The sequence below is a fragment of the Streptomyces sp. NPDC017979 genome, from assembly GCF_044328175.1.
In the GTDB taxonomy this organism is placed as follows: domain Bacteria; phylum Actinomycetota; class Actinomycetes; order Streptomycetales; family Streptomycetaceae; genus Streptomyces.
The window spans coordinates 47,893-59,944 of sequence record NZ_JBIRGU010000004.1 but is presented as its reverse complement, the minus strand read 5'-3'; the positions used below and the strand labels follow the sequence as shown (position 1 = coordinate 59,944).

Annotated in this window: 11 protein-coding genes; all 11 read right to left on the bottom strand. The window is 72.9% G+C overall.

Going from position 1 to position 12,052, the window contains the following annotated elements; translation table 11 throughout:
* Window positions 1–4: 4 nt before the first annotated feature.
* Entirely contained in the window at window positions 5–376 is a 372-nt protein-coding gene (locus tag ACH4E8_RS13260; protein ID WP_398447433.1) for a hydrogenase maturation nickel metallochaperone HypA, read from the bottom strand.
* Between the two features lie 238 nt (window positions 377–614).
* A complete protein-coding gene (locus ACH4E8_RS13255; RefSeq protein WP_398447431.1) occupies window positions 615–719 on the bottom strand; it encodes a DUF6893 family small protein in 105 nt (34 codons plus the stop codon).
* Complete coding sequence (locus tag ACH4E8_RS13250) at window positions 713–1,366, bottom strand: hydrogenase maturation protease (RefSeq protein WP_398447429.1); 654 nt, start codon at window positions 1,364–1,366, stop codon at window positions 713–715. Before ACH4E8_RS13250 ends, ACH4E8_RS13255 begins: the two co-directional genes overlap by 7 nt.
* Entirely contained in the window at window positions 1,363–2,817 is a 1,455-nt protein-coding gene (locus tag ACH4E8_RS13245; RefSeq protein WP_398447427.1) for a hypothetical protein, read from the bottom strand. The genes ACH4E8_RS13250 and ACH4E8_RS13245 overlap by 4 nt, the downstream gene beginning before the upstream one ends.
* Window positions 2,814–3,494 carry a DUF6084 family protein gene (locus tag ACH4E8_RS13240; protein ID WP_398447425.1) on the bottom strand — a complete coding sequence of 227 codons (681 nt, stop codon included), beginning with the start codon at window positions 3,492–3,494 and terminating at the stop codon, window positions 2,814–2,816. Before ACH4E8_RS13240 ends, ACH4E8_RS13245 begins: the two co-directional genes overlap by 4 nt.
* Window positions 3,491–4,159, bottom strand: coding sequence for a DUF5947 family protein (locus tag ACH4E8_RS13235; RefSeq protein WP_398447423.1), 669 nt, complete (start codon window positions 4,157–4,159; stop codon window positions 3,491–3,493). Before ACH4E8_RS13235 ends, ACH4E8_RS13240 begins: the two co-directional genes overlap by 4 nt.
* Window positions 4,156–4,650, bottom strand: coding sequence for a thioredoxin (locus ACH4E8_RS13230; protein ID WP_398447421.1), 495 nt, complete (start codon window positions 4,648–4,650; stop codon window positions 4,156–4,158). Before ACH4E8_RS13230 ends, ACH4E8_RS13235 begins: the two co-directional genes overlap by 4 nt.
* Entirely contained in the window at window positions 4,647–6,431 is a 1,785-nt protein-coding gene (locus tag ACH4E8_RS13225; RefSeq protein WP_398447419.1) for a nickel-dependent hydrogenase large subunit, read from the bottom strand. The genes ACH4E8_RS13230 and ACH4E8_RS13225 overlap by 4 nt, the downstream gene beginning before the upstream one ends.
* A gap of 62 nt (window positions 6,432–6,493) precedes the next feature.
* Window positions 6,494–7,573 carry a hydrogenase expression protein HypE gene (locus tag ACH4E8_RS13220; RefSeq protein ID WP_398447417.1) on the bottom strand — a complete coding sequence of 360 codons (1,080 nt, stop codon included), beginning with the start codon at window positions 7,571–7,573 and terminating at the stop codon, window positions 6,494–6,496.
* A 616-nt stretch (window positions 7,574–8,189) separates the two neighbouring features.
* Complete coding sequence (locus ACH4E8_RS13215; RefSeq protein WP_398447415.1) at window positions 8,190–10,937, bottom strand: cation-translocating P-type ATPase; 2,748 nt, start codon at window positions 10,935–10,937, stop codon at window positions 8,190–8,192.
* Entirely contained in the window at window positions 10,924–11,946 is a 1,023-nt protein-coding gene (locus ACH4E8_RS13210) for a polyphosphate kinase 2 family protein (RefSeq protein WP_398447413.1), read from the bottom strand. The genes ACH4E8_RS13215 and ACH4E8_RS13210 overlap by 14 nt, the downstream gene beginning before the upstream one ends.
* Window positions 11,947–12,052 lie beyond the last annotated feature (106 nt).

Here is a 12,052-nt window from a genome sequence, read left to right as displayed (position 1 = left end):
TCGATCAGCCGTCGGCGCCCGTGGGTCGCTCGGCCCACTCGACGCCGCGGATGTGCAGCTCACGCCCCGTCAGCAGGGCGACCCCGGTGCCGCCCGCGCACCGCGGGCAGCCCAGGTCGGGCGGTATGCCGGGGGACCACTCGACGTCGCAGGGCGCGCACCGGGCGCGCGCCGGCACCGTCCGGGTCCGCAGCACGGAACCCGCCAGTGCGGTGCCCTCGCAGGCGAGCGCGAAGCAGAAGTCCAGCGCGTCGGGCACCACGCCGGCGAGTTCGCCGACGTCCAGGCGCACCGTTCGCACGGACGTGGCGCCGTGTTCCTCCGCGGCCTGCGTCACCTGCTCGACCACGGCCGCCGCGATCGACATCTCGTGCATCGGCGCGCCTCATTCCACGGCAGTTCGACGGCGGTTGGACGGCGGTTCCACGGCGGAGGTGCGGGGGGTTTCCCAGCGGCCGTGGTGCTCGACGGGCCCGGCCGGCGCGGACGTACGGCGCGGGCGCGGGCTCCATTGGACGCGGACGCGCCGGCCCGGGCGGGGTGCCACGCCGGCGCGACACCGGAGCGCACCCCGTTCGCAGCAGTGCCGTATGCAGCAGTGCCGTCCGCACGGCTCACATGCGGGAGATGCGCAGATAGCGCTTTAGGTCCGGCAGCGTCTGCCAGATCACCACGCCGACGGCCGCCCCGGCGGCCGTGACGAGCAGGGTCTTCAACATGACGACGCCTTTCTCTCGTACTTCTCGCGACTCCCGGAACTCCCGGAACTCCCGGAACTCTTCGAACCCGCCCGGGCACCGGACGACGTGGTCGAACCGACCTGCTCCGGTGGTGCGTTCGCCCCGGTCGCATCGGCCAGCAGGCCGAGGACCAGCCGGACCGCCTCCGGCACGGCGGACGCCACCGGCGGGGACAGCCCGATGCCCTCCGCGAGCGAAGCCGGCTCGCACCCCACCACGAAGACCCGCTCCGGCACCGTGCCACCGGTGCCCGCGCTCAGGGCGCCGAGCAGCCCCAGCACCGCGTCCGGCCCCATCCCGTGGCCGTCGAGGGCCGGCGGCCCGCCCGGCTCCACCGGGCCACCGCCCGCGTCCCCGTCCGCGTACGGCTCGATCAGGTACACCGTGCCCGGCTCGCCCCCGCGCGAGACCGCGTCGACGAGCACCAAGGTGCGGTAGCCGTCCAGGAGTTGGTACGCCAGATGGACCCCCCGCACCCCGAAGTCGACGACCTCCACGCCCTCGAAGCCCGCGACGCCGTCGGGCGGCCGAAGCCGCAGCAGGTGGCGTACGGTCTCCACCCCGAACCCGTCGTCGCCGAGGAAGACGTTGCCGACCCCGGCGACCAGCACCGGGCGGGGCGTCACGCCTCCCCCAGCGGGGTGAGCTCATCGGGCTGGAAGTAGCGGAACCGGCCCTGGACGCGCCACAGGTCGGCGCCGGGGTCGCCGTCCACGGTGACCGCCAGGTGCACCGAACCGTCGACGTCGTGCAGCACCGCCTCCACCACCCCCGTACGGCCGTGCAGGAACAGGTCCTGGGCGTCCGTGCGGCGCCGCCCGGGGCCGAGCCGCACCCGGCTGCCGGCCCCGACCGACCGGCCGTCGATCACCACCCGGTCCCGCGCCGGATCCACGTCCCGGTCCGCACCCGGATCCCACCACGGCAGCGCCCCGCCGTCGCCGCCCGCCGCGTCCTCGCCGGTGACCTCGCGCAGCGCCCGCACCGCGCCGTGCAGCCGCTCCCACACCTCCGCCGGCAGCGAGTCCGCGAGGTCGACCGCCGCGCCCGCCCGCTCGTCAGTGCCGCGGGCCTCCCGCTTCTCCCGGTCGGTGAGGGCGGTGGTGCGCAGCGCCAGGATCTCGTCGATCTCGGTGGCGTCGTACAGCGCGCCCGGGCTCTCCGGCGCCAGCCGTGGATGGTCCGCGAGGACGATCGGGGAGGAGAGCACCGCGTCGGCCCGGCCGTCCGCGCCCGCCAGCACCGGCCACACGTGTTCGTTGCGCAACTCGGCAACCGTGCCGGCCGCCCACTGCGGCGGATCGGTCACCGACACGAAGGCGCCCCGGTCCACGGCGAGCAGGAGGTGCGCCGACACCAGCGCGTACGGCAGGGCGTCCGCGCGGCGGGCGCCGGCAGCGGGGCGCCACGCCGAGGCGTTCTCCACCACGGCGGTCAGGCGCAGCGCGCCGTACGGCCCCGGGAGCGGACGGGCGGTCAGCCGCACCGTTGCGCGCACCTCCTGCCGCTCGCGCGCCAGCCGGCCCACGACGCGGCCCGCGCCGTCGGTGACGTCCTGCTCGCTGTGGGACGCGGGCAGCACGAAGGCGTGGCGCACGCCGTCCCCGTCGGTCAACCGCTCCACCGGCACCAGCAGCCGTACCCGCTCCACCACGCCCTCGTCCCACGGCACGAGGATCCGGTCGGGCAGTTCCAACTCCGGCACGGTCTCGAACGTCCGGCCCGCCCCCTCGCCCGAGGCCCGCTGCACCGTCCGGTGCTGGACGCGCAGGAACCGCACTTCGACGGCGAGCCGGGCCCCGGCCCGCGGCTCGACCAGGCACTCGGTCCGCTGGTGCGCGGGCTCCGCGGCGTCCGCCGCGTACCCGGGCGGCACCAGGACCCCGAACTGCCAGCGCAGCTGGTTCTTCGCGGCGGACGCCCGGTACGGGTAGAGCACGTAGCCCTCGAAGAGGACGGCGTCGGCGACCTGCCGCGCGGTGGTGAACCGCTCCGCCAACTCCGGCGGGAAGTCCACCACGGCGAATGCGTCGGCGTCGGCGGGGCCCGCGGGGGCGTCGACCGCGGCGTCCGTCATCGCACGCCCTCCGCGATCTCCCGCACGCCCGCCGCCCCGGCCTCCTCCTGCGAGTCCGCGGCCTCCAGCAGCGCACACACCGTCGCTTCCCAGGACGGCAGCGCCCGCCGCTCGCGGAAGGCGAGCAACTCGTCCATCAGATCGCCCGGCAGCCGCAGCCAGCCGCACCCGGGGAAGTGCTGCTCGATCATCTCCCGCCACACCCGCACCGGCAGCCGTACGGTGGCCTCCCGGTCCCAGGGCACCGGGGTGACCTGGAAGCCGGCCGGCCCGCTGAACGCCGTGCCCGAGAAGAGCAGCCGCAGCGGCACCTCCCCGTCGTCCAGGGCCCGGAAGTAGCGGGCGGCGGCGATCTCCAGGTCGTACGTGCAGGGCACCGCGAGTTCGACGTCCATCTCGCCGGTGAAGCCCGGCACCATCGTCGAGACCTCGGCGAACTGCACCGGGTTGAGGGTGGTCGCCCACCGCTCGCGCTCCCCGAACAGCCCGGTCAGCCGCTTCGACTCGGCCGGCGCGTACTCCCGCCCCGCCGGTTCGATGCGCAGTTGGCAGCGGAGGGCGAGCGCGTGCACCCGGACGTGTTCGGGGCCGGTGATCCGCAGCCGGAACAGCAGCGTGGGTCCCGCGGCGTGCCGGTCGGCCCGTACTTCCGTGCAGGCGAAGGCGAGTTCGGTCATGGCGACAACTCCTCGTTCAGGGGTCGGGCCCGCTCGTCGACGGCGGCGAAGAAGGCGTCGAGCTCGGCGTGCGCCTCGGCGCCGCCGTCGAACCCCTGCCAGGTGCGCCGCATCCGGCCGACCAACTCGTAACAGAGGTCGACGGGGACCAGGAAGCACTGGATCCGCTCAGGTCCGCTGCCGCCCTTGCTGCGGCGCAGCAACAGCGCCTCCACGTCCGGCTCCAGCGCGGCGGCCAGGCGATTGGCGCCGAAGACCGCATCGTAGGTCGCGGGGGACAGCTCGCTCTCGGTCGCCCCGGCGGGGCTCGGGTAGCACAGCACCGGCTGCGCCCGATCGGCGTTGTGCAGCAGGAAGGCGGTGCTGACCGGGATCCGCAGCCGGGCCCAGGCGTCCGGGCCCGGCGCGCCCTCGGGGTCGTACAGCAGCCGGTTCGGCACGGGACGGTAGCGTCCGCCGGCCGCGCCGGGCCGCTGGAACAGCAGGGCGCACGGCGTGCAGGCACAGGCCAGGGAGCGTTCGGCGGTGTCCGCGAGGTGCCGGTGCACCCCCGAGAGCCCCGCTCCGCACAGGGCGCAGTGCTCGGGGCGGACCGTCGGTTCGGCCGGCCGGCGCAGCGCGCGCAGCAACGCCGCCCCGGGGCCGGACGGTTGCCGGGTGCTCACCGGACCGCCGCGCGGGGACGGCTGCCGATCTGGAGCAGCGGCGGTTCGGCCGGCGCGGTGCGCCAGGCGATCGAGGTGACCTCGGGGGCGTGGCAGGACAGTGCGTCCGTCACCGCGGACTCGCCCGTGCCGCCGCAGCCGCACCCGCCGCCGCCCGCGGGCTTGCGTAGGGTCAGCGCACCGGTCGCGGCGTCGAAGTCGATTCGTTCGGCGCGCAGTTGCGGTACCGAGGCGAGCGCCCGCTCGATGCGGCCGGCCACGTCCTGCGGGTGCAGGTCGTGCAGGACCAGCAGGCCGGCCGCCGACGCGTCGTCGAGCGCCGCGGTGAGCGCGCCCGCGGGCAGCTTGGCCAGCAGCGCGGACAGCCCCTCGGTGTGCAGCGCCATCAGCTCGCGGGCCAGCGCCTCGCCCGCGGCCAGGGCGTCCTCGCCCTGCTCGGCCAGCCGGTCCAGGGCCTCTTGGACCGCCGCCCCGCAGGTCTCGGCGGTCATCCGCCCAGTCCGCTCAGCCCGGTGGGGACGTGCAGTTGCTTCAGGGTGCGGCCACCGCCGACGTACATGTGCACCCCGCAGGGCAGACAGGGGTCGAAGCTGCGCACGGCCCGCATGATGTCGATGCCCTTGAAGTTCTCCGGGGAGTTCTCCTCGAAGATGGGGGTGTTCTGCACCGCGTCCTCGTAGGGGCCGGGGGTGCCGTAGCTGTCGCGGACGCTGGCGTTCCACGGGGTCGGCGGGTACGGGTGGTAGTTGGCGATCTTCCCGTCCCGGATCACCATGTGGTGCGAGAGCACCCCGCGCACCGCCTCGGTGAAGCCGCAGCCGATGGACTCGTCCGGCACTTCGAACTTCTCCCAGGTCTGGCTGCGGCCGGCGCGCACCTCGTCGAGTGCCTTCTCCGCGAAGTGGAGGGCGGCGGCTGCGGCGTACGCCTGGAAGTAGGTGCGGGCCCGGTTGCGCTCCAGGGCGTTGCTCCACCGGGGGATCTTCCACTCGAAGGTGGTCTCCGGCTTGGTCATGGAGCGGGGCAGGGTGATCTTGACGCTGTGGCCGGTGGCCTTGACGTAGCCGATGTCGACGAGTCCGGACAGCGCGGTCGACCACAGCCGGGCGATGGGGCCGCCGCCGGTGTCCAGGGCCAGGTGCTCCTTGCCGTCGAACCAGCGCGGGGACATCACCCAGCTGTACTTGTCGTCGAAGTCCCGCTTCTGCGGCGCCGGGATGGTGTGCTGGTTCCAGGGGTGGCGCGGGTCGACCGGGTTGCCCAGCGGGTCGTGGGTGACGAAGAGGTCCCGGCCCTCCCAGTCCTCGTAGTAGGAGGAGCCGAGCAGGATCCGGATGCCCAGGTTGATCTCGGTGAGGTCGTTGGTGACCAGCTTGCCGTCGACCACGATGCCCGGGGTGACGAACATCTTGCGGCCCCAGTCCGTCATGTTGCGGTACGTGAAGTCGCAGTGGTCCGGGTCGTTCAGGCTGCCCCAGCAGCCGAGCAGCACCCGCCGCCGGCCGACCTCCTCGTACCCGGGCAGGGCCTCGTAGAAGAAGTCGAAGAGGTCGTCGTGGAGGGGGACGACCTTCTTCATGAACTCCACGTACCGCATCAGCCGGGTGAGGTAGTCGGTGAAGAGCTGCACGGTGGCCACCGTGCCGACGCCGCCGGCGTAGAGGGTGGAGGGGTGGACGTGCCGCCCCTCCATCAGACAGAACATCTCCCGGGTGTACCGGCTGACCTGGAGCGCCTCGCGGTAGAACTCGCCCTCGATGGGGTTGAGCGCGCGCATGATGTCGGCGATGGTGCGGTACCCGTGGTCCCCGGCGTGCGGCGCCTCGGTGCGTTCGGCCTGCTCCAGCACCCCGGGGTTGGTCTCGCGGACCATCTTCTCGCAGTAGTCGACCCCGACCAGGTTCTCCTGGAAGATGTTGTGGTCGAACATGTACTCCGCGGCCTCGCCGAGGTTGATGATCCACTCGCCCAGGTGCGGCGGCTTCACCCCGTAGGCCATGTTCTGGGCGTACACGGAACAGGTGGCGTGGTTGTCGCCGCAGATGCCGCAGATCCGACTGGTGATGAAGTGGGCGTCGCGCGGGTCCTTGCCGCGCATGAAGACGCTGTAGCCGCGGAAGACCGACGAGGTGCTGTAGCACTCCGCGACCCGCTTCTGCTTGAAGTCGATCTTGGTGTGGATGCCGAGGCTGCCCACGATCCTGGTGATCGGGTCCCAGGACATCTCCACCAGGCCGCTGGTGTCGCCGGCCGCCTTCGTCGTCGGTGCCATCTGTCAGTCGTGCCCTTTCGCGTACGGGGGTGGTGGCGGGCGGTGGCGGCGGCCGGCGCCGGTCACCAGGGGGAGCGGTATCCGGTGGTCAGCTCCCGGCCCGGGTGCCGCCACTTCGGTTCCTTGTCGACCGTCTTCGTGGTGATGGCGCGCAGCCGACGGATCGCGGCGCCGTAGGCCGAGCTGGCGTTCGCGGAGAGGTGGGAGCCGGGCGGGGCGTCCATGAACGGCATGAACTTGTCCGGGAAGCCGGGCATCGTGCAGGCGATGCAGATGCCGCCGACGTTGGGGCAGCCGCCGATGCCGTTGATCCAGCCGCGCTTGGCGACGTTGCACTTGACGACCGGCCCCCAGCAGCCGAGCCGCACCAGGCATTCGGGGGTGCCGTACTCGGTGGCGAACTGGCCCTGCTCGTAGTAGCCGCCCCGGTCGCAGCCCTCGTGGACGGTCGCCCCGAACAGCCAGGTCGGACGGAGCCGGTCGTCGAGCGGGATCATCGGTGCCGCGCCCGCGAGTTGGTACAGCAGGTACGTCAGGGTTTCCGCGAAGTTGTCCGGCTGGATGGGGCAGCCCGGGACGCAGACGATGGGCAGCCCGGCCTTGGACTTCCAGTCCCAGCCGAGGTAGTCCGGCACGCCCATCGCGCCGGTGGGGTTGCCGGCCATGGCGTGGATGCCGCCGTAGGTGGCGCAGGTGCCGATGGCGACGACCGCGGTGGCCTTGGGCGCCAGCCGGTCCAGCCACTCGCTGGTGGTGATGGGCTGGCCGGTCTCCGGGTCGTCGCCGAAGCCGCACCAGTAGCCCTCCTGCTTGATCTGCTCGTTGGGGATCGACCCCTCCACGACCAGCACGAACGGGTCCAGCTCGCCCCGGTCGGCCTTGAAGAACCACTCGACGAAGTTGTCCGCGCCCTGGACCGGGCCGCACTCGAAGTCGATCAGCGGCCAGTGCACGGCGACCTGCGGCAGCCCGGGCAGCGCACCGGTCACGATCTCCTCGATGCTGGGCTGCATCGCGGCGGTGAGGGCGACGGAGTCGCCGTCGCAGCTCAGCCCCGCGTTGATCCAGAGGATGTGGACCGGTCCGGGCTCGGTGTCCGTGCCGCCGGCCGAGCCGGTGTCGGCGGTAGCTGTCCCGCTCATGAGGATGCCTCCGTGGGAAGGGACGATTCACGCAAAATGTCCCACGCAGGTCATATCACTGCACGGCGGGGCCGAGCCGTCGAAGGGCCGCCCCGGTCGTCCGGAAGGCGGTGCGGTACGGGGCCGGGGGAGTGGCGCGGCCCCTGCACGGGACGGCGGACGAGGCTTCCTGATCCACCCCCGCCGTGGCCTCCATCGGGGTGTTCTGCGGAGCGCGATGCGGCTGCGGGGCGCGGTAACGCCGTGGTGCGTGAGCGGCGACGGCGGCTGCGGGCCGTGGGTGGCTGGTCGCGCAGTTCCCCGCGCCCCTGCAACGCCCTGCCGGGCGTTCAGGGCGCGTGGGCGGTGGGCCCGCGTCCGCAGGGGACAGGGGCCGGAACTGTGCATCAGCCAGCAGCCGTGAGCGCCCCCGGTCCATGACGGCGCGCCCGCGTATGGCACCCGTGTGGGCATCAGGGCGTGGGGAAGGCGGAGCGCCGGGGCTTGCCCGACGCCCGCAGGGCGCGGGAATGAGGGGCGCGGGGAACTGCGCGACCAGCGACCGACGGCCCGCAGCCGCGGTCTCTGCTCGCGCACCACGGCGCAACCGCGCCCGCTCCGCCCACCCGCACGGGTGCTACGCGGAGACCACCGCGGGCTCCCCAGGCGCCGTCTCCGGTCCCCGTGCACGGCGGGCCAGCAGCTTGCCCAGCTCCCACGCGCACAGCAGCACGAGCGCCGCCAGCAGTGCCCAGCCGAACTGGCGCAGATCGATCTGCGTGGTGCCGAGGATCCGTCGGAAGCCGTCCACCTGGGTCACCACCACCGCGAGCACGAACTCCCCGAGCGCCGCCCAGTTCATCTGCTTGCTGTCGAACGTGGACGCCCGCAGGATCGACTCCGTCTCGCTGCGGCACTCGAACGCGGCCACGATCAAGCAGAGCGCGAACGCGGTGAACGCCGTCGACTGCCCGACCGCGACGCTGTCGAACTGCCGCTCGCCCAACTCGATCAGCCCGAGTAGCAGCACCGTGAGGGCCAGCCCGCTCAGCCCCACGGTCGTGAGCAGGGACGGGGTGAGCACCGACTCGCCGCGCGGGCGCGGGCGGCGGCGCATCAGCCCGGGGCTCTCCCGGTCGAAGCCGAGCGCGAAGCCGAAGGGCGCGTTCACGATGAAGTGCACCCACAGCACCTGCGGCGGGGTGAACGGTTCGCCCGCGGCGATGTTGAGGACGGTCGCGCCCAGGAACGTCAGCACGAAGGTCACCAGCAGGAGCAGCACGAAGCGGATGTACTTGGTGAGGTTGTCGTAGAGCTTGCGGCCCTCCTCCACGGCGAACACGATCGTCGCGAAGTTGTCGTCGGAGAGGATCATCCGCCCGGCGTTCTTCGCCACGTCCGTGCCGCTGCCCATGGCGATGCCGATGTCCGCCGCCTTGATCGCGGGCGCGTCGTTGACGCCGTCGCCGGTCATCGCGACCACGTCGCCCTTCTTCTTCAACGTCTGCGCCAGCAGCACCTTGTGCTCCGGCGCGACCCGGCCGACCACCCCGACGGAGTCGATGCGGTCGAGCTGCTCCCGCTCCGGCAGCGCCGCGAAGTCCGCGCCGAGCACGGCTTCGCCGGGGATGCCGAGTTGGCGGGCGATCGCCGCGCCCGTGGTGACGTCGTCGCCGGTGACCATCCGGACCCGGATGTGCGCCTTCTGGGCGCTCGCCACCGCGGCCCGGGACTCCTCGCGCGGCGGGTCGACCATGCCGACCAGGGCCGTCATCCGCAGCCCGGTGACGTAGCCGAGCAGGTTCCCGTCGGCGTCGAAGTCCCCGGGGGCCAGGTCCCGCGTCGCCGCCGCCATCACCCGGTGGCCCTCGCCGCCCATGCGCTCCATCGCCTGCCGGGCGCGCTCGGCCGACTCCTCGGTCCACGGCACCGTGCGGCCGTCGGCCAGCGCCGTCGCGGCCCGCGACAGCACCGCGGGCGCAGCGCCCTTCACGTAGCAGCGCACCACCTCCCGGCCCGCTTCGTCGCGCGCCGCATGGAAGGTGGCCATGAGCTTGTAGTCCGGGTCGAACGGCAAGGTGGCCAGGCGCGGCAGGGCCGCCCGGGTGGCGGCGACGTCGAGGCCCGCCTTGTGACCGAGGACGAGGAGGGCGCCCTCCGTGGGGTCGCCCACCACCTTGCCGTCCACCAACTCGGCGTCGCTCGCGACCAGGAACGGCACGATCGCGTCCTCGACGCTGGCGGTGGAGCCCGCGGCCCGGTGCACCTGGCCCTGGAGGTCGTACCCGGTGCCGGAGACGGTGTACCGGTCCGTCGGACTGAGCACCTCGACCACGGTCATCTGGTTCATGGTCAGGGTGCCGGTCTTGTCGGAGTTGATCGCCGAGGTGAAGCCGAGGGTCTCCACGGACGGCAGGTCCTTCACGATGGCGTTGCGCCGGGCGAGGTTGAGGCTGCCGACGGAGAGGATCACCTGAGTCACCGTCGGCAGCGCCTCGGGGATGGCCGCGATGGCGAGCGAGACGGCGCTGACGAAGAGCGTGTCCCACGCCTGCCCCCGGGTGCGGCCCAGCGCGAACATCACGATCATCGTCAGCCCCGCCGCGCCGGCGATCCACAGCGTCAGGTTGTCGAGCTGACGGGTGAGCGGCGACTGCTCGGCGCGCGTGGTGGTCAGCATTCCGGAGATCCGGCCCAGTTCGGTGCCGGCACCGGTGCCGGTGATCACCAGCACTCCGCTGCCGTGGGTGACCGGGGTGTTCATGAAGGCCATGTTCGACTGCTCGCCCGGGCCGAGGTCGCCCGCCAGGGTCCCGGCGTCCTTGGGCGCCGGCACGCTCTCCCCGGTGAGGGCGGACTCGTCGATCTGGAGGGCGCTGGCGGCGACGATCCGCCCGTCCGCCGGCACCTGGTCGCCGGCCGCGAGCAGCACGACGTCCCCGGGGACCAACTCCTCGGCCGCGACCTCGGACTCCCGCCCGTCGCGCCGCACCCGGGCGGTCGCCTTCATCATCGACTTCAGCGCGTTCATCGCGCTCTCCGCCTTGCCCTGCTGGCGCAGCCCGACGACCGCGTTGAGCAGGGTGAGCAGCACCAGCAGGATGCCGGTGCTCCATTCGCCGATCGCCAGCGAGACGGCCGCGGCGGCGACCAGGATCAACTGCATGTAGCTGCGGTACTGGTCGAGGAAGCGGCGCCAGGTGGGCTGCGGCTTCTCCTCGGGCAGCGCGTTCGGCCCGTGCTGTCGCAGCAGCTCGGCCGCCCGGGCCGCCGACAGCCCGGTGGCGGGATCCACCGAGAACGCCGCCGCGACGTCGGCCGGCTCGCGCGCGTACCAGGCGGGCGCGGCCGTGCCGTCGCCTCCCGCCGGCTCAGCCGCGGTCACGGCCGTGCCTCCGCTTCCCGCCGCCCTTCTTCTTGCCCCGCGCGCCCCCGTCGTCGCCCGGGGCCACGGAGTCCGGGTGCCCGGCCGCGTACGGGTCGGCGGACGCTCCCTCCGGCGCCTCCTCCTCCAACTCGCGGCGCACGGCGAGCAGGTCCTCCCGGGCCCGTTTGCCGACCGTGGGGTACTGCGGGTCGATCTCCATCAGGGTGTGCACCAGCACCGCGGACGCACAGATGCGGGCGAACCACTTGCGGTCCGCCGGCACGACGTACCAGGGCGCCCAGGGGGTGCTGGTCGCCGACAGCATCTCGGAGAACGCCTGCTGGTAGTCGTCCCAGAAGCGGCGCTCGTGCACGTCGGCCGCGGAGAACTTCCAGTTCTTCTCGGGCAGGTCGATCCGCTTCAGGAAGCGGATGCGCTGCTCCTCCTTGGAGAGGTTCAGGAAGATCTTGACGACCTTGAAGCCGTTGTCGGTGAGGTAGCGCTCCCAGTTGTTGATCTCCCGGTAGCGGCGCTTCCAGATCCCGCCGCGCCGAGCGGGAGCCGGCAGCTTCTGCCGGTCCAGCACGTCCTGGTGCACCCGGACGACCAGCACCTCTTCGTAGTGGGAGCGGTTGAAGACGGCGATGCCGCCGCGCTCGGGCAACTGCTTGCCGTACCGCCACAGGTAGTCGTGGTCCAACTCCTCCGCGGACGGCACCTTGAAGCTGCTGACCCGCACGCCCTGCGGGTTCATCCCGCTCATCACGTGCCGGATGGTGCCGTCCTTGCCGCCGGCGTCCAGCGCCTGGAGGCACAGCAGCACGCCGTACGTGTCCTGTGCCGCCAGGCGTGCCTGGTACTCGGTCAGCAACTCGACCCCGGTGCGCAGCAGCTCCAGGCCCTGGCTCTTCTGGAGGTGCGCCCGGTAGCGGGGGTCGAAGTCCTCCGCGAGGTCGACCTCCGAACCGGGGTCGACCCGCAGTGGCTCGATGAAGTCCGCGATGCGCTTGGCTCTCTTGTCCGCCATGGCCGACCAGCCCTCCTCCCCGCACAGGGGTATCCGCCAGCATCCGCGCGGGTGCGTGACCCGGCAAGCGCGGCGGACCGTTCGGGTGGGCGGGCCGGTGCGGCCC

Coding starts and splice junctions, on each gene's coding strand:
- ACH4E8_RS13260 (WP_398447433.1), bottom strand. CDS start 376: ATGCACGAGATGTCGATCGCGGCGGCCGTGGTCGAGCAGGTGACGCAG.
- ACH4E8_RS13255 (WP_398447431.1), bottom strand. CDS start 719: ATGTTGAAGACCCTGCTCGTCACGGCCGCCGGGGCGGCCGTCGGCGTG.
- ACH4E8_RS13245 (WP_398447427.1), bottom strand. CDS start 2,817: ATGACGGACGCCGCGGTCGACGCCCCCGCGGGCCCCGCCGACGCCGAC.
- ACH4E8_RS13240 (WP_398447425.1), bottom strand. CDS start 3,494: ATGACCGAACTCGCCTTCGCCTGCACGGAAGTACGGGCCGACCGGCAC.
- ACH4E8_RS13230 (WP_398447421.1), bottom strand. CDS start 4,650: ATGACCGCCGAGACCTGCGGGGCGGCGGTCCAAGAGGCCCTGGACCGG.
- ACH4E8_RS13225 (WP_398447419.1), bottom strand. CDS start 6,431: ATGGCACCGACGACGAAGGCGGCCGGCGACACCAGCGGCCTGGTGGAG.
- ACH4E8_RS13220 (WP_398447417.1), bottom strand. CDS start 7,573: ATGAGCGGGACAGCTACCGCCGACACCGGCTCGGCCGGCGGCACGGAC.
- ACH4E8_RS13210 (WP_398447413.1), bottom strand. CDS start 11,946: ATGGCGGACAAGAGAGCCAAGCGCATCGCGGACTTCATCGAGCCACTG.